At 41.4% G+C, this 20,054-nt stretch carries 21 protein-coding genes; 16 read left to right on the top strand and 5 right to left on the bottom strand.

Annotated features, from left to right (window positions below; all coding sequences use genetic code 11):
- Positions 1 to 166 precede the first annotated feature (166 nt).
- On the top strand, positions 167 to 682 hold the full coding sequence (locus FHG64_RS09495) for an OmpH family outer membrane protein (protein ID WP_139066179.1): 516 nt from the start codon (positions 167 to 169) through the stop codon (positions 680 to 682).
- Between the two features lie 69 nt (positions 683 to 751).
- Here the strand turns inward: FHG64_RS09495 and FHG64_RS09490 are convergent, their stop codons facing one another.
- Both FHG64_RS09490 and FHG64_RS09485 read right to left on the bottom strand, forming a co-directional pair.
- Positions 752 to 1,147 carry a DoxX family protein gene (locus FHG64_RS09490; RefSeq protein ID WP_139066178.1) on the bottom strand — a complete coding sequence of 132 codons (396 nt, stop codon included), beginning with the start codon at positions 1,145 to 1,147 and terminating at the stop codon, positions 752 to 754.
- 12 nt (positions 1,148 to 1,159) lie between these two features.
- The gene (locus FHG64_RS09485) at positions 1,160 to 2,314 is read right to left on the bottom strand and encodes a DNA polymerase III subunit (RefSeq protein ID WP_139066177.1); all 1,155 of its coding nucleotides are present in this window, start codon (positions 2,312 to 2,314) and stop codon (positions 1,160 to 1,162) included.
- 71 nt (positions 2,315 to 2,385) lie between these two features.
- Here FHG64_RS09485 and FHG64_RS09480 point away from each other — a divergent pair, with 71 nt between their 5' ends.
- The 3 genes from FHG64_RS09480 (at position 2,386) to FHG64_RS09470 (ending at position 6,285) form a co-directional block, all read left to right on the top strand.
- A complete protein-coding gene (locus FHG64_RS09480; RefSeq protein ID WP_139066176.1) occupies positions 2,386 to 3,570 on the top strand; it encodes a phosphoglycerate kinase in 1,185 nt (394 codons plus the stop codon).
- A 125-nt stretch (positions 3,571 to 3,695) separates the two neighbouring features.
- Positions 3,696 to 5,288, top strand: coding sequence for a LysM peptidoglycan-binding domain-containing protein (locus tag FHG64_RS09475; protein ID WP_139066175.1), 1,593 nt, complete (start codon positions 3,696 to 3,698; stop codon positions 5,286 to 5,288).
- A gap of 22 nt (positions 5,289 to 5,310) precedes the next feature.
- Positions 5,311 to 6,285: a DUF4837 family protein gene (locus FHG64_RS09470; protein ID WP_139066174.1), complete on the top strand. Its 975-nt coding sequence runs from the start codon at positions 5,311 to 5,313 to the stop codon at positions 6,283 to 6,285.
- A 49-nt stretch (positions 6,286 to 6,334) separates the two neighbouring features.
- On the opposite strand, the gene tatA is transcribed toward FHG64_RS09470, so the two are convergent.
- Positions 6,335 to 6,526, bottom strand: coding sequence for a twin-arginine translocase TatA/TatE family subunit (gene tatA / locus FHG64_RS09465; protein WP_139066173.1), 192 nt, complete (start codon positions 6,524 to 6,526; stop codon positions 6,335 to 6,337).
- Positions 6,527 to 6,638: 112 nt separating this feature from the next.
- Here tatA and FHG64_RS09460 point away from each other — a divergent pair, with 112 nt between their 5' ends.
- Genes FHG64_RS09460 through FHG64_RS09430 form a run of 7 tightly spaced genes read left to right on the top strand, consistent with a single transcriptional unit; the run spans position 6,639 to position 13,943 of the window.
- Entirely contained in the window at positions 6,639 to 7,508 is an 870-nt protein-coding gene (locus FHG64_RS09460) for a M23 family metallopeptidase (RefSeq protein ID WP_139066172.1), read from the top strand.
- A 6-nt stretch (positions 7,509 to 7,514) separates the two neighbouring features.
- The gene (locus FHG64_RS09455) at positions 7,515 to 9,020 is read left to right on the top strand and encodes a GH3 auxin-responsive promoter family protein (RefSeq protein ID WP_139066171.1); all 1,506 of its coding nucleotides are present in this window, start codon (positions 7,515 to 7,517) and stop codon (positions 9,018 to 9,020) included.
- 3 nt (positions 9,021 to 9,023) lie between these two features.
- The gene (locus tag FHG64_RS09450) at positions 9,024 to 10,709 is read left to right on the top strand and encodes a DUF6909 family protein (protein WP_139066170.1); all 1,686 of its coding nucleotides are present in this window, start codon (positions 9,024 to 9,026) and stop codon (positions 10,707 to 10,709) included.
- 7 nt (positions 10,710 to 10,716) lie between these two features.
- Positions 10,717 to 11,262 (top strand): dTDP-4-dehydrorhamnose 3,5-epimerase, encoded by a 546-nt coding sequence (gene rfbC, locus FHG64_RS09445; RefSeq protein WP_139066169.1) that lies wholly within the window; start codon positions 10,717 to 10,719, stop codon positions 11,260 to 11,262.
- Positions 11,259 to 12,122 (top strand): dTDP-4-dehydrorhamnose reductase, encoded by an 864-nt coding sequence (gene rfbD / locus FHG64_RS09440; protein ID WP_139066168.1) that lies wholly within the window; start codon positions 11,259 to 11,261, stop codon positions 12,120 to 12,122. The genes rfbC and rfbD overlap by 4 nt, the downstream gene beginning before the upstream one ends.
- Before the next feature lie 47 nt (positions 12,123 to 12,169).
- Positions 12,170 to 13,159 (top strand): UDP-glucuronic acid decarboxylase family protein, encoded by a 990-nt coding sequence (locus FHG64_RS09435; RefSeq protein WP_139066167.1) that lies wholly within the window; start codon positions 12,170 to 12,172, stop codon positions 13,157 to 13,159.
- A 7-nt stretch (positions 13,160 to 13,166) separates the two neighbouring features.
- Positions 13,167 to 13,943: a glycosyltransferase family 2 protein gene (locus FHG64_RS09430; RefSeq protein ID WP_139066166.1), complete on the top strand. Its 777-nt coding sequence runs from the start codon at positions 13,167 to 13,169 to the stop codon at positions 13,941 to 13,943.
- Here the strand turns inward: FHG64_RS09430 and FHG64_RS09425 are convergent.
- Complete coding sequence (locus FHG64_RS09425) at positions 13,936 to 15,243, bottom strand: phenylacetate--CoA ligase family protein (RefSeq protein ID WP_139066165.1); 1,308 nt, start codon at positions 15,241 to 15,243, stop codon at positions 13,936 to 13,938. The two genes, FHG64_RS09430 and FHG64_RS09425, sit on opposite strands and share 8 nt — an antisense overlap.
- A gap of 88 nt (positions 15,244 to 15,331) precedes the next feature.
- Between FHG64_RS09425 and purD the strand changes: the two genes are divergently transcribed.
- Positions 15,332 to 16,606, top strand: coding sequence for a phosphoribosylamine--glycine ligase (gene purD, locus FHG64_RS09420; RefSeq protein WP_139066164.1), 1,275 nt, complete (start codon positions 15,332 to 15,334; stop codon positions 16,604 to 16,606).
- Here the strand turns inward: purD and FHG64_RS09415 are convergent.
- A complete protein-coding gene (locus tag FHG64_RS09415; RefSeq protein ID WP_139066163.1) occupies positions 16,598 to 16,831 on the bottom strand; it encodes a DUF6341 family protein in 234 nt (77 codons plus the stop codon). The two genes, purD and FHG64_RS09415, sit on opposite strands and share 9 nt — an antisense overlap.
- 46 nt (positions 16,832 to 16,877) lie before the next feature.
- Here FHG64_RS09415 and FHG64_RS09410 point away from each other — a divergent pair, with 46 nt between their 5' ends.
- The 4 genes from FHG64_RS09410 to FHG64_RS09395 are packed head-to-tail and all read left to right on the top strand — an operon-like array spanning position 16,878 to position 20,050.
- Complete coding sequence (locus FHG64_RS09410) at positions 16,878 to 17,804, top strand: DUF6427 family protein (protein ID WP_139066162.1); 927 nt, start codon at positions 16,878 to 16,880, stop codon at positions 17,802 to 17,804.
- Positions 17,801 to 18,445 carry a hypothetical protein gene (locus tag FHG64_RS09405; protein WP_139066161.1) on the top strand — a complete coding sequence of 215 codons (645 nt, stop codon included), beginning with the start codon at positions 17,801 to 17,803 and terminating at the stop codon, positions 18,443 to 18,445. The genes FHG64_RS09410 and FHG64_RS09405 overlap by 4 nt, the downstream gene beginning before the upstream one ends.
- Entirely contained in the window at positions 18,442 to 19,443 is a 1,002-nt protein-coding gene (locus FHG64_RS09400; RefSeq protein ID WP_139066160.1) for a DNA adenine methylase, read from the top strand. The genes FHG64_RS09405 and FHG64_RS09400 overlap by 4 nt, the downstream gene beginning before the upstream one ends.
- A gap of 1 nt (position 19,444) precedes the next feature.
- Positions 19,445 to 20,050 (top strand): DUF4254 domain-containing protein, encoded by a 606-nt coding sequence (locus tag FHG64_RS09395; protein WP_139066159.1) that lies wholly within the window; start codon positions 19,445 to 19,447, stop codon positions 20,048 to 20,050.
- Positions 20,051 to 20,054: the final 4 nt, after the last annotated feature.

Genomic DNA, 20,054 nt, shown 5'->3' with positions numbered 1-20,054 from the left:
AATACAAGATAAACGAATCCTGCTGCTCTAATTAATCGATTTTTCATTTGATTTTATTATAAGACTTCTTTTTTTAATAAGATTATCCTATAGTAGGAAAAATTAAAAAAATATTCTTTTCCAATCTTACTTTCTTACTTTTGTCTTTAAATAAATTTTAACAGTGATGAAAAAACTTTTAATGGTTGTATTGATTGCAGCCGGTCTTACAAGTTGTAACCAGGAAAAAACAGCTTATGTGGATACCACAAGATTGATCCAGGAATATACCGAGATGCAGGAAGTGGAAGCCGAATTCAATACCCGCTCTGAGAGTGTTAAAACCCAACTTGATTCCCTTGCCCGTGGTTTCCAGCAGGAAGTACAGGAATACCAGGCTAATATGGGAAGTATGACTACTGCTCAAAGACAGGAGATTGAAGAAGAGCTTATGCGTAAACAACAAACTATCCAGCAGCAACAACAAAGAATGGGAAACCAGTTACGGCAGGAGAGCGATGTGGTGATAGATTCTATTGTTGATAAGGTAAAGGATTACGTAAGGGATTATGGCCAGGAGAATGGTTATACTTATATTTTTGGCTCAAACGAAAGCGCCAACATTATGTATGCTAAAGAAGGCCGGGATATTACAGATGAGGTTCTTGAGAAATTGAATGAGAGCTACAGGAAACCTGAATAATTAAAGATTACACCAAAAAAAAATCCCCGGCACTGCCGGGGATTTTTTGTTTTAAGATTGATTTGATATTTATGACATGATATATACTCCCAGGATGACAACCACAAAATATCCTGTGATCGTAAAAGCACCCGCATAGTCCTTGGCAACCCGTTGTCCAAACAATAACATAAGCAGAGTAATGGCAGAAAGTACTGCAGCGTACAAGGCAAGAGTGACCTCTCCTGTAGTTAATATCTCCACGATCCCGGCAATTGCAAGTAAGCCGGCAATCACTTCCAGAACCAGGATGATGCCAACCATCAAAGGTACCTGCCCCGCCAAAAATGTTCCTGAAAAATGCTCTTTTAGCCATCCTGTATTTCCTTTCCAGTCGACGATCTTATCTATGCCAGACTGTAAAAATGTGATGGTGATAAAAACGAGTATAAGCAACTCTGTTAAAAAAGCATTGAGATATTCCATAAAAAAGATTGATTATGCCGCTTTCTTGTGAAGCAGGCGGGTTAATTTAATTGAAAGGTCTGTAAGGATAATACGGGAATTTCCGTTTCTTTCTATGTGATAAATCGCATCTTCGATCTCCTTGCTTATTCCCAGTATATTGAGATCATTTACAAATGGCGCAAATTTTTCCAGCTTAAAGTCGGCAGCCTGCATTTTCATGTATACCAGGTTTCCAGCATTGTAATTAAGCAGGAGTGCCTGCCTGAAGAAATTTAGGCAGTATAATAAAAAACTCTTTTGAGATTCCCTGCCCATTCCTGCGATCTCTTCACTCCAGGAAATGAGATCAATTATAGAAGCTTTATTACCCTTTGCTTTAAAAGCCGTACGCACCCATTTTATAAACAGCGCTTCAAATTGTTCATCACCGGCATCTTTTCGCATTATATGCAATGCCCTGGCATAACTGCCGTTGGCCTGCACTGCAATATTGGTAGCATTCCCTGGGTCCGCCTGGTGATAATTCTCCAATGCTTCAGCAATAACCGCTTCAGGAAGTGGGGGAAAACGCAGGATCTGGCATCGTGATCTAATGGTTTGAATTATTTGTTCCTCATCTTCAGCAATAAGGATAAAGAGGGTTTTATCTGGCGGCTCCTCTATTAATTTCAGGAGTTTATTTGAAGCGGCAGTATTCATCTTATCTGCCATCCATATAAGCATTACCTTATAACCTCCTTCATAAGATTTGAGTGATAGGGATTTAAGGATATCCTGGGCCTCATCTACTCCTATTTGACCTTGTTTATTTTCAATTCCCAGTTTTTGGTACCAGTCATATAAACTGCCATAGGGATCCTCCTTCACAAACTCTCTCCAGGAGCTAAGAAAATTGGAGGAAATTGGTTTGGATTTTACCTGCTCTGTTGTAGCGACAGGAAAAGCAAAGTGGAGGTCGGGGTGTGCAAGATTTGAAAACCTTGAATTACAGGAGGTATTCCCGGTGTTGTTCTCCTGCCCGTTATTATTGCAAAGGATATATTGGGAATAGGCTATTGCCATAGGTAATAACCCGCTGCCATGACTGCCCACAAAAAGTTGTGCATGCGGTATACGGCCCCTGTCTGCAGTGGTGGTTAAATGGTTTTTAATATGCGGTAAACCCAGGACTTCAGAAAAAAGCATAAGCAAAGATAAAATTTATCTACACTTTATATCTTCAGAAAAAATTATATTTGTGATATATACTTTTACTTATGAAAACACTAGACGATTATAATTTCAAAGATAAACAGGCTTTAATTCGGGTAGACTTCAATGTCCCTGTGAGTAACGGGGAAGTGGGGGATGCCACCAGGATTGAAGCGGCTAAACCCACTATAATAAAGATCCTTGAAGATGGCGGCAGTGTGGTGCTTATGTCTCACCTTGGAAGGCCCGAGGGGAAGGAAGCAAAATATTCTCTGGAACAAATCACAGATACCGTTTCAAATATCCTGGGAGTAAAGGTGAAATTTGTAAATGATTGTGTGGGTGAAGCGGCAGAAAAAGCTGCTAGTGAATTAAATCCCGGGGAGGTTCTTCTTCTTGAAAATCTTAGATTTTATGACGAAGAGACTGCCGGGGATGAAGGTTTTGCCAAACAGCTTGCAGGTCTTGGGGATATATATGTAAATGATGCTTTTGGAACTGCCCACAGGGCTCACGCCTCTACAACAATTGTAGCGCAATACTTTGATGATAAATGTTTTGGCTATCTCCTGCAAAAGGAAATAGAAAGCTTAAATAAGGTGCTAAAAGCTGCCGAAAAACCTGTAACTGCAATCCTTGGTGGTGCCAAGGTTTCATCAAAGATAACTGTCATAGAGAATATTCTTGATAAAGTAGACCATCTTATCATAGGTGGTGGAATGGCATTTACATTCGTAAAGGCCAAAGGTGGGAACGTGGGTGATTCCCTGGTGGAAGAAGATAAGCAACAACTGGCACTGGATATTCTAAAGAGTGCAGAGGAGAAGGGGGTAAAAATTCACTTACCCGTGGATTCTGTGATAGCCAACAGCTTTTCCAATGATGCCAAAACCGATGTAAAGCCTACCGGAAATATTCCTGAAGGCTGGATGGGACTTGATGCAGGACCTGAAACCATTGAAAATTTCTCTAAAGTAATTGCAGGCTCCAAAACTATATTATGGAATGGTCCAGTGGGAGTATTCGAAATGGATGCTTTTGCAAACGGGACAATTAAAATTGGGGAGGCTATAGGTAAAGCTACCTCCAATGGGGCCTTCTCCCTGGTTGGTGGTGGTGACTCTGTCTCTGCAGTGAAAAAATTTAATCTGGAAGATCAAATGAGCTATGTTTCAACCGGCGGTGGTGCCATGTTGGAAATGCTGGAAGGAAAATCCCTGCCGGGAATCGATGCTATTCTTAAAGCTTAGGCACGAAAATCCTAAGATTTTCGTTCTGTTTTTTAACATGAGGTAGATAGTTACATCTGTAAGGATTCTGTATTTTAAGAACTGAAAATAGGTGTAGATCAGGCCGGTTAAAATCTTATTAATTTATGAAAAAAGTTATCTCTTTACTCATATTCTTGATCACCCTGGGGCTAAGTGCGCAAACGGGAAAAAAGAAGGAAGCTGAAGATCCTGAACCTAAACAAGCCAATTTCAGGGTACAGGTCTTCAAAAAATCTGAAGATGGAGATATAAAATTAAAGGAGGCCGATCCTGAATTTAAGAAGCGCCTGCCCATTTCGGCTAATATTGAAAGTCCTGCCTTACTGGACTTAAATGACCTGCCACGCGCCGCTAATATAGATTCCGTTTGGAAGGCAGAGCTTTTAAATTCAGACCTCTTTGAGAAAATGAGGTCAGAGATACTTGAACAGGACTATGCAGAGGTGGTTTATAAAGAATTACCCACAGATACTTTAAAGGCCCGACTGGAAAGACTTAATGCCCGGACCCCTTTTAATGTAGAGTATAATCCAATCCTGGAAAGCGTTATAAAATCATATCTCAAAAGGAATAAAAGATCCATGGAAAGGCTAATGGCCTTAAGTGAATACTACTTTCCCCTGTTTGAACAACACCTGGACAGGCTGGATGTTCCCCTGGAGATAAAATATCTCGCAATCGTAGAATCGGCCCTTAATCCCCGTGCTAAATCGCACATGGGTGCCACAGGACTGTGGCAGTTTATGTTTGCCACCGGTAAGATGCACGGGCTTGATGTAAGTTCTTACGTTGATGAACGTATGGACCCTGTGCTTTCATCCAAAGCAGCAGCCGAGTATCTTGCTGCTCTTTACAGGACATTCGGTGATTGGGACCTGGTGCTGGCAAGTTATAATTCTGGTCCGGGGAATGTTTCCAAAGCGATTAGAAGAAGTGGAGGATCTACAAATTACTGGGACCTGCGAAGGTTTCTTCCCCGTGAAACAGCTGGTTATGTGCCTGCATTCCTGGCGACACTGTATTTATTTGAGTATGCCGATGAGCACGACTTCCAGCCCAACCGACCTGAAATTGCATTTTTTGAGACCGATACTATCCACGTGAAACAACTGCTCACTTTTGACCAGATCACAGAAGTTACAGGAGTTGAAAAGGAAATGCTGCAATTCCTTAATCCTAGCTATAAACTGGATATTATACCTTATGTGAAGGATGAGGCTTATGCGCTTAGGCTGCCCAGGAGCAGTGTGGGCCTCTTTGTGAACAATGAAGATAAGATCTATGATTTCACAAAAGAACAGCTGGCACAAAAGGAAAAAGATTTGCCTAAATTCATAAAGGCTGAGGACCGGGTGAGATATCGCGTTAAAAGTGGTGATTATCTTGGGAAAATAGCCCAGAAGTATGGAGTGGGCATAAGCAGTATAAAAAGCTGGAATAACCTGAGGAGTAATAATTTAAGGGTAGGACAATACCTTACTATATACCCCAGGAAAGCTGTTTCTTTAACTGAAACAGCCTCAGAAAAATCGGGCAACAGCAATGTTTCTAAAAGTTATACTGTGAAGCGGGGAGACTCCCTTTGGAGTATAAGCAGAAAGTTCCCGGGAATTACGGTACAGAATTTGAAGAGTTGGAATGATATATCAGATTCTAATTTAAAACCGGGAATGGTCCTTAAGCTATCGAGAGGCTAACCCGGCAATTAACTATAGCTTTATGAAGAATATATTATTCTCACTGGTTTTCACTTTACTTTTAGTAGGATGTAATAACGGAGAAGAAGATGAAAGAATACTTGCCACCTCCTCCGGTAATATCAATAATGTAACTGTAGTGATGGAGAATGACCGGTGGGAAGGCTCCATAGGAGAAGCTCTTAGAAATACGCTGGCCGCTCCGGTAGACGGCCTGCCGCAGGAAGAACCTCTATTTTCCCTAAACCAAATGCCTCCGGAAGCCTTTACAGGTTTCGTAAGGAAGAACAGGCTCTTTATTAAAATAGAGCAGGGGAAGGATGCAAATTTTGGAATTTTCAGAGAAACCTTTGCAAAGCCTCAAACCGGCGTTCTAATAACGGGACAGAATACAGATGAGATCGTGGATCAAATCTATAAGAATGCCGAGGAAATCGTAAGGACTTTTAAGAATACCGAAATTAAAGAGAAACAACGCCGAATTAGAAAATCTTTAAAAGATGACAGCAGATTAAAAGAACAGCTAGGGGTTTCTTTAAAATTTCCTACCGCCTACCGGTATGCCATAGAAGATGAGGACTTCTTCTGGATTAGAAAGGATATCCCGAAAGGTATGATGGAATTAATGGTCTATGAGGTCCCGCTGCATGTGATAGAAAAGGATACTAATATTATAGCTAATATTATTAGGATGAGGGATTCTATAGGACAGGCACACATTCCCGGGCCTGTAGAAGGAAGTTATATGATCACAGAGGAAGCTTACGCTCCTTATTTATTTGAATCGCAACTGGATGGCAAATTTGCCTGGGAGACCAGGGGCACCTGGGAAGTTAAGGGTGCTTTTATGGCCGGCCCCTTTATTAATTATGCCGTAAGGGATAGTGTTAATAACAGGTACGTGGTACTTGAAGGATTTGCTTTCTCTCCTGCCACAGGAAAGAGGGATAATATGTTTGAGCTGGATGCTATTCTGCAGTCCTTAAGAATAGAATAAAAAAAAGCCCAATCTTAAATTGGGCTTTTTTTAAATGCTATAAATTTGATTATTTGTTCTCTTCAGGAACCTTTTTATCGTCTGAATCGTCTTTGGAGGCGTCCTTAAATTCTTTGATACCACTACCTAAGCCCCTCATTAATTCAGGTATCTTACGCCCACCGAATAATAACAGGACAACTATCACAATAAGGATAATTTGCGGTGCTCCAATCATTAAAGGTAAATTAAATAAAATCATAGTAATATGTTTAGATTTACAAATTTAGGAAGAATTGCTCAATCTAAACGATCTTATGTGATAAATAGTATAAAATTAACTTTGTAGTATCTTTGCAGGAGCAGGAAATTGTATGACCAACGAAAAGAAAAATAAGAAGAAATTTGCTAAAAAGTTACTTCACAAGTACCGCTTAGTAATTTTAAATGAAGACACATTTGAGGAGCGGGTTTCTTTTAAACTTACCCGCCTCAACGTTTTTGTAGTGGTAACCCTTAGTGCGATCTTTCTCATTGCGGCCACAACCTTTCTCATTGCATTTACAGGATTAAGGGAATATATTCCGGGATACTCATCTGCTGCTCTAAAAAGACAGGCAACCGAGCTGGCTTATAAGACAGATTCCCTTCAAACGGTGCTGGTGGTGAACAACCAGTATTATGAATCCATAAGGAGGGTGCTTACCGGTGACATGGAACCTTCAAGACTTAATCGTGATTCTTTGGAACGCTCTTTCCAGGCAGATCCTTCATTGCTGGACCTAAACCCATCCAGGGCAGATTCCCTCTTAAGGCAGGAAGTGGCACAGGAAGACAGGTTTAATGTTTTTGAAACAGCTGGCTCTGCAGGTGAATTCTCATTGTTTCCACCGGTACAGGGACCAATTACAGAGGGTTATGACCTTAGGACCAGGCATTATGCCGTAGATGTAGTGGTAGCTAAAAATGCACCTATTAAAGCCGCTGCAGATGGACGCGTGATCTTTGCTGAATGGAGTGCAGCCACAGGTTATGTTATTATGGTAAAACACGATTACGGACTCATTTCTGTTTACAAACACAACTCCTCTCTTACCAAGGAGCAGGGGGATCTTGTAAAGGCAGGTGAAGTAATTGCTGCCGGTGGATCCTCCGGGGAACTTAGTACCGGCCCGCATTTACACTTTGAACTATGGAAAGAAGGAAACCCGGTTAATCCTACAGATTATATTGACTTTGAATAAACAGGTATGTCTATAAAATCCTTTGCAGCCAAAATATTTGCAAACCACATTAGAAAAAAAATAGATAAATGGGCCTCCAATCCTATGGAAACCCAGGAAAAAGTGTTTAATGAACTTCTGCAAAAAGGTAAAGAAACGGCCTTTGGAAAAGACCATGGTTTTGAGACGATCACCTCTTATTCCCAGTTCCAGGAAAAGGTTCCTATCAGGGATTATGAAGAGCTTAAGCCATACGTAGACCGAATGGTTGCGGGTGAGCCGGATGTCCTGTGGCCGGGAAGACCTCTTTATTATGCCAAGACCTCTGGCACCACCAGTGGCGCCAAGTATATCCCTCTTACCAAAGATTCCATGCCTACCCATATTAAGGCCGCCAGGAATGCTATTTTATGTTATATAGCAGAGACTGGAAAAGCTTCTTTTGTAGATGGGAAAATGATATTTCTACAGGGAAGTCCGGAAATGGATGAGAAGAACGGGGTAAAACTAGGAAGGCTATCCGGGATCGTGGCGCATTATGTCCCTGCTTATTTGCAAAAGAACAGGATGCCCACCTGGGAAACAAATTGTATAGATGACTGGGAAACAAAGGTAGATGCCATTGTGGAGGAGACAAGGAAAGAAAATATGACGGTCATAAGCGGTATTCCCTCCTGGGTTCAAATGTATTTTGAAAGGCTGCAGGAGAAGACCGGCCAAAAGGTGGGAGACCTATTCAGGAATTTTAACCTGTTCATTTACGGGGGGGTTAATTATGAACCCTATCGTGCAAAATTTGAAAATCTAATAGGGAGGAAGGTAGACAGCATAGAACTTTATCCTGCTTCTGAAGGTTTTTTCGCTTTCCAGGACAGGCAGGAGGATAAAGGAATGCTACTGCAGCTGGACTCAGGAATGTTTTATGAATTTGTAAAAGCCGACGAGTTTTTTGATGAAGTTCCTAAAAGATTAACCCTGGGAGAGGTGGAAATGAATGTGAATTATGTTATGATCATTTCAACCACAGCAGGTTTATGGGGATATAATATTGGCGATACAGTGATGTTTACTTCGTTAAAACCATTTAAATTGGTAGTTTCAGGTAGGATAAAGCATTTTATTTCAGCGTTTGGAGAGCATGTGATCGCAAAGGAAGTGGAAGAGGCAATGCAAACTGCCACAGAGAAAACCGGGGCGAGAATTTCAGAATTTACCGTGGCACCGCAAATAACCCCGCAGGGAGAGGAGCTGCCTTATCACGAATGGTTCATTGAGTTTGAGCAGGAACCTTCAGATCTAAAGGAATTTTCTGCCATACTTGATGAAGCCCTTCAGCAACAAAATTCGTATTATCTGGATCTCATTTCAGGAAAGATCCTTCAGCAATTAGTAATAACCAAAGTGCCCCGGGATGGATTTCAGCAGTACATGAAATCTATTGGGAAACTGGGCGGGCAAAACAAATTACCCCGCCTGTCCAATGACCGGAAAATAGCCGATGCGCTTGAAAAAATAATAAAGACAGAGAAATAATATATGGCAAATTTAAACCTGATGGGCAGGACCCGTGCCCAGGAAAGCACCAATTCAATAGAGCGCCTTTACATTACTATGAGGCACCTTTTTAACCGGGGCTTTTATAAACCAATGGGAGTATCTGGAGAAACCCTTAGAGAAGCGCTTATGACGCTGCGCCCCGAAATATATGGTACGATCGCCGAGGAGAAAGTGGAGCTTAATGGCCTTCTTTACGTGATGGACCGTCTTCCCAAAGGCATTGAGGAATGCAGGTATATTAATTTAACCAGTGACGAGGGTTATGCAAATTCGCACTTTAAACCTATTGTTCCTCCAAAACGTCGCAGGAATTGTTACAGGATCGATGAGGAACAAATAAACATTGAGATCACCCGTGGAAGGTCTGAGATCTATGATATCCTTACCCACCTAACTTTCCTTTTTATGGAATCCCATAAAATTATGAGAAGGATCATTATTGATGAGGATGGAAGTGTTTCAAGGGACTGGGATAAACTGGAGGCCGCTGTAAAAAAGAAGGACCTCTCCCAAAATGAACGAGAAATAGCTTTAACGCATATGGCCAATATACTGGGAAGGACCTTTAAGGAGGTTACAGAGATATATCCAAAATTCATGATCCCTGAGAATGAAGAAAGACTGCTGCATATAGTCTACTGGCTGGGGAAACTTGCGCTTGATGAAACGGTTAATAATAATAAACGTATAGTAACCTTTAGCCCTGTTCTGCGCGAGCGACTGGGACACCATATTCACGGGGAAGTTTGGGCAGATACTATCAAGAGGCAATTGCTGGAAAAAAACCTGATGCACCGCCCAATCCATATAATAAGTGCTAACATGCACAGTGTGATGAACACACTTTTCACACCCGAAGCCCTTGAAAAGGAAATGGGGAAAAAGCCGGTTATGGAAATGTATGAGGCTTTAAGCGATAAAGGCAATGGCCAGCTGCGCAATAAAGTGATGAAAATGGCACTGGAGAACGGCATGCAATTCATTGAAGATAAGAGCGGCACCAATATAGATGTCCAGATCTTTGATACAGCCCTTTTAAAGGTTGGGTATCGCAACGCAGCATTTCATGAAATGGAGGCAGATTCAAAACCCGTGATCCTGGTGATGGATTATGCTTTTGGAGAACAGGCCTATGAAACTATGGATGAGCTCCTTAAACCATACACTTATGAGGATAACGAGATACATTTAAATGTTGTGTCGATCTCAATTATGGGAAAGGCCGGTATCCTGGAGGGTGGGAAAGGAGATATTATGATCCCCTCTGCCCATTTATTTGAAGGCACTGCAGATAATTACCCCTTTTACAATGAACTACGCAAGGAAGATCTCGATGGGCAGGGAATTAAAGTGGTAGACGGGACTATGATCACTGTACTAGGAACTTCCTTGCAAAATAAGGACCTGCTTAAATTCTTCCAGGAATCAACCTGGAATGTTGTGGGGCTGGAGATGGAAGGAGCGCATTACCAAAAGGCGATCCAGGCAGCTTCACGTCTACGGGATAATATAAGGGAGGATGTGCAGGTGAGATATGCTTATTACGCCAGTGATAATCCCCTGGAGACAGGGAGCACCCTGGCTTCGGGAGGCCTGGGAACAACCGGGGTAAAACCTACATACCTGATCACAGAAAAGATCCTGGAACAAATTTTTAATTCATAATATTTACATGAAATTTCATTCAACCCCCTTAAAGGATTGTTTTTATATAGCACCAGATGTCTTTAGAGACCACCGTGGCATCTTCCTGGAGAGTTACCGCAAAAATAAATTCAGGGAAGGCACAGGCCTGGATATTGATTTTGTACAGGATAACCAATCGGTTTCCACGAGAGGCGTATTAAGGGGGCTACATTTCCAGGGGGGCGATCACGCGCAGGCAAAGCTTGTAAGGGTGATCTATGGCGAGGTGCTGGACGTAGTGGTAGACCTTAGACCAGATTCTCCTACGTTTAAAAAATCCTTCAGTATTTTGCTGAATGATAAAGAGCACCACCAGCTGTTCATTCCGCAGGGGTTTGCACATGGATTTTTAACCCTCTCTGAGGTCTCTGTATTTTCTTATAAATGCGACCGATATTATTCCCCCGGGGCAGAGAGCGGCGTGATCTATAATGATCCTGAACTTGCAATTGACTGGGGAATGCCTGAAGAGGATCTTATATTATCCACCAAGGACAAGCAGCTTCCAACCCTTAAAATGCTTTTTCCATGAAAACAGTTTTGATAACAGGAGCCGGTGGGCAACTGGGGAAATGTTTTGAACTTGCTACCCGCGAGATGGATGATATTGACTGGTTATTTATGGATTCCAATGAAGTGGATATCACTTTAACCTATGATCTACAACAGGTCTTTAGCAGTAAAAGAATAGATTTTTGTATAAACTGTGCGGCGTATACCAACGTAGAGAAGGCGGAGGATGATCGTGAAAAAGCATTTCTTATCAATGCAACAGCGGTAAAGAACCTGGCAGAAATTTGCAAAAAAAACAGGACAGTTTTATTCCATTTTTCTACAGATTATGTTTTTGACGGCAGTGCATCTACTCCTTATAAGGAAGAGGATCAAACGGCCCCCATAAATGTTTATGGTGCTTCCAAACTAAAAGGGGAGCAATTTATAGAGGAAATAAGCCACGCATATTTCATCTTTAGGACCTCCTGGTTATACTCACAGTTTGGCCATAATTTTTACAAAACTATATTAAATAAGGCAAGGGAAGGGGCAGCATTGAATATCACGACCTCTCAAACCGGTACCCCTACCAATGCAAATCACTTAGCCAGGCTCATTGTTGGGTTAATAAAAGAAAATAACAGCAATTACGGTTTATATCATTACAGCAACACAGGACAAACCACCTGGTATGGATTTGCAAGGGAGATACTTAAGATTTCGGGCAATCTGGATTCTGTAAGCCTTAAAGAGGACAATTCTTACCAAACCATAGCAAAGAGGCCGGCCTATAGTGTGCTGGATAAAGAAAAGGTGCAAGCTGGTTTATCAAAATCGATTGCGTCCTGGGAAGATGCTTTGAAAGAATTATATGAAACCGGTTCTGTAAAAGATTGATCTTTCAATATTTTCGTTAAATTTAGGCTTAACATAAATTCTATTTGATGGCAAAAAGAATACTCATTACCGGGGCAGCGGGATTCCTTGGATCCCATCTTAGTGACAGGTTTATAAAAGAAGGTTTTGAAGTTATTGGAATGGATAACCTCATTACCGGGGATATGAAAAATATTGCCCACCTTCTCAACCATCAAAATTTTGAATTCTTCAATTACGATGTTACCCAGTTTGTACACGTTCGGGGAGAGCTTGATTATATCCTGCATTTTGCCTCGCCGGCAAGTCCAATAGATTATTTAAAGATCCCTATTCAAACCCTAAAGGTTGGTTCTCTTGGAATTTGGCACCTGCTGGGCCTTGCAAAGGAAAAGAATGCAAGGATCCTTATTGCGTCAACATCTGAAGTGTATGGAGATCCCCTGGTGCACCCACAAACCGAGGATTATTACGGGAATGTTAATACGATATGTCCCCGGGGAGTATATGATGAGGCCAAACGTTTTCAGGAATCAATGACCATGGCCTATCACCGTTTTCACGGCGTTGATACCCGTATAGCAAGGATCTTTAATACATATGGCCCCAGGATGAGGTTGAATGATGGCCGGGTGATCCCCGCTTTTATTGGTCAGGCCTTGAGGGGGCAGGACCTTACAGTCTTTGGGGATGGTTCCCAAACCAGGTCTTTTTGTTATGTGGATGACCAGGTGGAAGGAATTTACAGGCTTCTGCTTAGTGATTATACAGATCCTGTGAATATTGGAAACCCAGATGAGATCACTATTAAGGATTTTGCTGAAGAAATCATAAAACTTACAAATACCACTCAAAAAATAATTTATGAACCCTTGCCGGCAGATGATCCCATGCAGCGACAACCCGATATTACCAGGGCAAAAGAGATCCTTGGATGGGAGCCAAAGGTTTCAAGGCAGGAGGGAATGAAGATCACATACGAATATTTTAAAGGCTTAACAGAGGAAGAACTTTTTAAGAGTGAGCACAAAGACTTTTCCAGGCATATAAAACGCTAATATAGCTATGCACGAAGCGTCTAAGGTTTCTGTAATCATGCCGGCATATAATTCCGAAGCATATATTGCAGGGGCGATAGAATCTGTTCTTCATCAAACCTGGGACAATTGGGAACTTTGGGTTATAGATGATGCATCAACAGATCCCACTGTGAAAATTGTGGAGGAATATGCGCAACTCTATCCCAATATTCACATTATTAAAAATCCCATTAACCGGGGAGCGGGTGCGGCTCGAAATAAAGGCATTAAAGCTGCTACAGGAGATTATATTGCGTTCTTGGATGCCGATGATCTTTGGATGCCTTTAAAGCTTGAGGAGCAGCTTAAATTTATGCAGGAGCATGACCTCGCGATGACCTTCTCAAGTTATATCCTGATCGATGAGGATGGAAAGCTTTTGCAAAAGGAGATAAAAGCCCTTCCACATCTTACTTATCAAAAACTACTTAAATCAAATTACGTGGGAAATCTTACCGGCATTTATGATGTGAGGAAAGTGGGAAAGGTATATGCTCCAGTTATTAGGAAGCGGCAGGACTGGGCTTTGTGGCTGGAGATACTAAAAAAAGTTGGGTCAACACGTGCTATTACTGCACCTCTTGCCTGTTACAGGGTTAGAAAGAATTCGGTCTCAGGAAATAAATGGAAACTCCTGCGCCATAACTACAGGATCTACAGGAGCTTTCTTGAATATGGTTTTCTAAAAAGCCTGGGAGCAATGAGCAGGTTTCTTTGGGAACACTTTCTTGTAAAGAACCGTCAGGTTAAAAAGCTTAAATAAGAGAGGTGAATTGTTTTAGCTTCCCGCTTATATTCCTTTGAAGGATATTCTTTCTTTCCAGTTCTACCTGCAGGTTCTTACCCACAAAAGTCTCTATGGCCGTAAGTATCCTTTGCACCTGGACGGGGGTGAATTCCTGCTCGCTCACGTATTCGATCTTAAAAGTATCCAGTGCTGTTTGAACGATCACAAACTCCTTAATGCTACCTGCGTCTTCTATAATTGATTTTGTCACATAGTAGAAAGTCAAACCCGGGACCACTTTGCCATCTGCCAGTTTTGCCACATCATTTGTCCTTCCGGTAAGTTTTTTAAGTATTGGCCGCTTTAAGGTGCTTCCGGGCATTAAGGTGCCGGTATCCCCAATATCATAGCGTATCATGGGATGAGCCTTATTGTATAGCGAGGTGATCACAATACGCCCTTCCTCACCATTCGGCAAGATCTGGTTATTCTCATCAAGGATCTCAATAAAGAGGCTTTCAGAATTTACGATCCATTCCCCATTTGAATTTTCAAAAGCTATAAGACCCACCTCGCTGGCTCCATATTCGTTTACAACAGGCACTCCAAAGAATGTCTCAATAAGCTGTTTGTCTTTTTCAAAAAGTTTTTCAGAAGTAACTATGCACACCTTAAGAGTAGGGCACAGATCCTTTAATTTTAAATTTTTCTTCTGTAAATATTTGGCAAACAATACAATTGCACTGGTATAGCCATTGACATAATCAAAAGGTGACTTCCTGAACCTCTCGAGGAAAGCCAGCATTTTCTTCTCGCTTAGATCAAAGACATTAAAACGCCGGCGAAGGCTTACCCGGTCTTTAAAACGCTCCAAAAGATTGCCATAGAAATCCAGGGGGATCCCGTAGAATCGTGCTTGTAAGGAGCTGTTAAGGTCAATATCTATCCATTGGTACCTGTCGATGAACTCTGCCCAGGTAAGGGCATGGCAAAACCTGTCCTTTGCAAAGATAAAGGGATGACCGCTGGAACCAGAAGTTTTACCTATGTAGCAGGTTGATTTTGTATAAGGTTTGCTTAGCCGCTGGTCCAGGGGGCGTTGCAGGTCCTTCTTTTGCATTACAGGCACCTCCTCCCATGATGTGAAATTATTACTGCCATAAAACTGCCGGTAATGCTCGTTATGCTGCAGGTGATACTCTACAATATGACGGGATTGCTCTTCAAGGTATGCGCCATAGACATCCTCGGGTATCTTTTGAATTTGCCATAGTTTTTCCTGTGCCCTGTTGATAGGGAACCTGTTAAGCTGAAGGGAGATCTTAAACCAGTTCAAGGGAAATTGGCTTTATTTTATTGGAATTTATTAGTGCTTCAATTTACAAACAATTATTTTTGGCACAAGAATATAAAACAACTTCCATATGAATATTTTAATCCTTGGCGCCGGCGGGCGTGAGCACGCATTCGCAGTAAAGATCAAAGAGAGTGCAAACTGCTCAAATCTATTCGTTGCCCCCGGGAATGCAGGTACTGCCCAGGTAGCTGAAAATGTCAATTTGAAAGTAACCAATTTTGAAGCGATCAGGGAATTTGTATTGGAGAAAAATATACAAATGGTAGTTGTAGGGCCTGAGGATCCTCTGGTAGAAGGAATATATGACTATTTTCAGGAAGATCCCGACTTAAAGGAGGTGATGCTTATAGGACCTTCAAAAAGGGGAGCGCTGCTGGAAGGAAGTAAGGAACGTGCCAAGGAATTTATGGGGATACACAAGATACCAACTGCGGCTTATCAAAGTTTTACTGCTGAAAGTCTTGAGGCAGGGAAGAAATTCCTGGAGACCTTAAATGCGCCGTATGTCTTAAAGGCTGATGGGCTGGCTGCCGGAAAAGGGGTTTTAATTTTAGAAGATCTGGCCGAAGCAAAACAGGAACTGGAGAATATGCTTGTGGACAGCAAATTTGGTGCTGCAGGAGCTACTGTGGTTATTGAAGAATTCCTTGAGGGTATAGAACTAAGTGTTTTTGTTCTTACAGATGGTAAGAATTACAAGGTTCTTCCTACAGCAAAGGATTACAAGCGAATTGGCGAAGGCAATACAGGTTTAAATACCGGTGGTATGGGTGCCATTTCCCCTGTACCATTTGCCAATGAGGAATTCATGAAGAAGGTGGAAGAGCGTATTATAAAACCTACCATTGAAGGGCTTAGAGAGGAAAAGATCGATTATAAGGGTTTTGTCTTCATTGGTTTAATGAAAGTAGGTGATGATCCTTATGTTATTGAGTATAATGTGAGAATGGGAGATCCCGAAACAGAAGTGGTTTTACCGAGGATAGAGAACGATCTGGTACTATTACTTCAAAAAACTGCTCAACAAAGGCTTGATGAGGTTGAAGTTAACATTAAGAAAGAATCTGCTGTGACAGTAGTTCTGGTTTCTGGCGGATATCCTGAGGATTATGAAAAGTCAAAGGAGATATCAGGTCTGGATAATGTTGACGGCTCGGTAGTGTATCATGCCGGCACTACCCAAAAGGACGGAAAGATCCTTAGCAGCGGCGGGCGTGTGCTTGCTGTTACCTCTTTTGGAAAGGATTACAAAGAGGCACTAAAAAAATCTTATCAAAATGTCGATAAACTCCATTTTGATAAGATGTATTATAGAAAAGACCTTGGATTTGATTTATCCTAAAAAGGAATGTGCAGTAGGATCACGGTTTTCCTCGTCATTGTCATTGAATTTCTTAAGCTGCTTCATCCAGTATGCGAAGGCAACAATTACAACAAGTACAAAGATCCAGTTTATAATGTTAGCTAAAAACCAGGAGGTTTCAAACTCTACATCTCTAAGCATATTAAATGGAAGAAATAAAATCTCCTCAAATAACCAGGCAATTCCCTCAAAAAAATCTCTCATTTCTTTAGTTTGAAATATTATTTTCACAAAAATATAAAAAACGGTAATGCTAACAAGCTTTTTTAGCAAATCAAAACCTATAAATTTTCTTGCCGTCATATTATTCATGGCGGCTTTTTATCTGCTGGCAAACTTGCGGCCACTGCTTGACTCCTTTAGTCTTTCAGGAACGACGGCAAAATTTGGGGTCCTTATTGTTTTTATTATAAGCGTTTCTGTGCTTAATTTTATAGCCAAGAAAAATGACCTTACAAAACGCAGTGCCTTTAAGATCCTCATATTTGGGGTGCTTTCGGTCTCTTTTTGGGAAATATTGCGCAATGATCAGGTAATTATCGCCAATCTATGTGTACTGCTGGCATTGAGAAGAGTAATAAGCCTGCGATCGCAAAAGGACATTAGGCAAAAGATCTTTGACGCCACCTTCTGGATATGCATTGCTTCCCTGTTCTATTTTTGGGCGATCCTCTTTTTATTGATCGTATACAGCGGGATCCTGCTTCACGTTGCAAACTATTTTAAGAACTGGCTGGTTCCCGGGATTGCCTTCCTGGCGGTCTTTGGATTGGTAACATCCTTTAGCATCATTATGTATGATGACTTTTATACGTTCTCCCTGTGGTTTGAAACCAGCAGTTTTGATTTTGAACAGTACAGCAATCCGGCGTTATTTATTCCCCTAAGCATCATTCTTGCCCTATGTGTTTGGACGCTTTTCTTTTACCTGGGACTGCTTCAAAAGGCCAATATAAACTCCAGGCCCACATATATACTTGTACTCCTTACTTTGGTTACCGCTATTGCAGTTGCATTGTTTTCGCCGGTCAAGAATGGCAGTGAATTATTGTTCTTTTTCGTTCCCCTTTCTATAATCTCTTCCAATTATTTTGAAAGTAAAAAAGAAAAAGTCTTTAAAGAGATCCTGCTCTTTGGCCTTATTCTCATGCCCATTCTAATACCCTTCATATTTTGAATTCCCGGCAGCTGTTTCAAATAGAGGACGAATTAAAAAAGCGGCTGGATCATCCATACAGCTGGGGAAGAAAGCAAAATGATCAATGGGATAGATTTTCTGGCTTTATTTATAGAACACAAAGCTGGGAGGAGGTCCTGGAGCAGGCAGGGAAGGTTGCCGAACAGCAAAACCTGGAAAAAGCTTCTTTTATTAATTATGCGGCAAACAGGTGGTATAACTTCTGGAGCGCAAAAGCCGTTGAAAGTATTTTCTGCGATTTACCGGGTGTTACCCCTGCGCGGGACGAGAGGGACAGGCTTCGGGATTTTAATATTCAGGGAGTGGATATGGACCTAAAGACCAGTATTTACCCCAGAGGCTTTAACCACGCTTTGGATTATGCACAGCGACATCCCGGTGATTTGGTTACCTGGCTATACCGCAACCAAAGTTCACAGCAAAGAATGCATTACTATAACAGGTTGTTCCTTATAGTATATGCTGAAGGGGGTGATCATTGGAAATTAAAAGCAGAAATTCTGTTTCTAAAGGAGGTGGTTGAAGATTATGTTGTTAATTTTGACTCTCAAAAATTGCTGAAGTTTCAATACCAACCCGGGAAATTCGCCTTCTCAGACATTATTTGGGCAATAAAATGAATTACATAGGATCTAAACATAAACTTGCCGGTTTTATTCGCTCCACCGTAGAGGAGGTTATGGGGCTGGACCTTACAGGAAAAGTATTTTGTGACCTCTTTGCGGGTACGGGTATTGTGGGCCGTAGTTTTAAGCCATTGGTAAAAAAAGTACTGGCCAATGATATCGAATATTACAGCTATGCATTGCTTAAAAATTATATTGGAAATAATCGGGAGTTAAATTTTAAAGAGAGGATTGAAGAATTAAACAATTTGCCCGGCAGGGAAGGATTTATTTTTAAGCACTATGCTGAAGGAGGAGAGGAAGGAAGGCTTTATTTTTCTGCTGAAAATGCACGCAAGATCGATGCTGCGAGGATAAAACTGGAGGATTGGCGTGAAACATCTGTCATCGAGGAAGATCTTTATTATTTTCTGCTGGCTTCTGTTATTGAAAGTGCAGATAAAGTGGCCAATACAGCATCGGTTTACGGGGCTTACCTCAAGAAATTAAAACCTTCAGCAATAAAAGATTTGCAGATCCTTCCCGCCCATTTTGAGATCGCAGGAGATGGCCATAAGGTTTACCGGGAAGATGCCAACGATCTTATTGAGCGCATTGAAGGTGATATCCTGTATTTAGACCCACCTTACAATGCCCGGCAATACGGAGCAAACTACCATTTGCTTAATACTATTGCAAAATATGATACCTTTGTACCTAAAGGAAAAACAGGCCTAAGGGACTATTATAAGTCATCATATTGCAGAACCGGGGAGGTGAGGGACTCCTTTGAAAACCTCATTAGATCTGCAAATTTCAGCTATATTTTCCTTAGTTACAATAATGAGGGCTTAATGCCTGCGGAAGAAATTAAAAAAATCATGCAGCAGTACGGGAAATACGACCTGGTAACCAAAGACTATCAGCGTTTTAAAGCAGATAAGACAGAGAACAGGAATCACACAGCTACTGCTACGACCGAATATTTACACATCCTAGAAAAAAATCAATAGTATGTTTTCAGATAAAGCAAACCAGATATTCCAAGAAGTAATAGAGAAATACCACGAGATAAACAGCGTGGAGCAGCCTTTCGAGAATCCCTATGACAGGGAGAACGAGCTGCTGGAGCATTTGCTGTACCGCAAATGCTGGATAGACACTGTACAGTGGCATTATGAAGATATCATTCGTGATCCCAATATAGATCCTGAAGCGGCTCTTAAACTTAAAAGGCAAATAGATGCCTCCAACCAGGACCGTACAGATACGGTAGAATATATTGACAGCTATTTCCTGGAAAAATACAAGGATGTTACTCCAAAGGAAGATGCCACGATAAATACTGAAAGTCCCGCCTGGGGGATTGACAGGCTTTCTATCCTCGCCCTTAAGATATATCATATGAATGAGGAGGCCAACAGGGAGGATGCCAGCCAGGAGCATCAAATGAAATGCCAGGCAAAACTTGATGTGTTACTGGAACAAAGGGTAGACCTCTCAACAGCTATCAATCAATTACTTGAGGATATAAGCAAAGGCGATAAGTATATGAAGGTCTACCGCCAAATGAAGATGTATAACGACGAGGAGCTTAACCCTGTTCTGCGGAAAAAATAAAACC

Origin of the sequence: Antarcticibacterium flavum (assembly GCF_006159205.1) — a bacterium.
GTDB classification, from domain to species: domain Bacteria; phylum Bacteroidota; class Bacteroidia; order Flavobacteriales; family Flavobacteriaceae; genus Gillisia; species Gillisia flava.
Note: the sequence above shows the minus strand (reverse complement) of the source record. Positions and strands in the feature narration are given on the sequence as shown.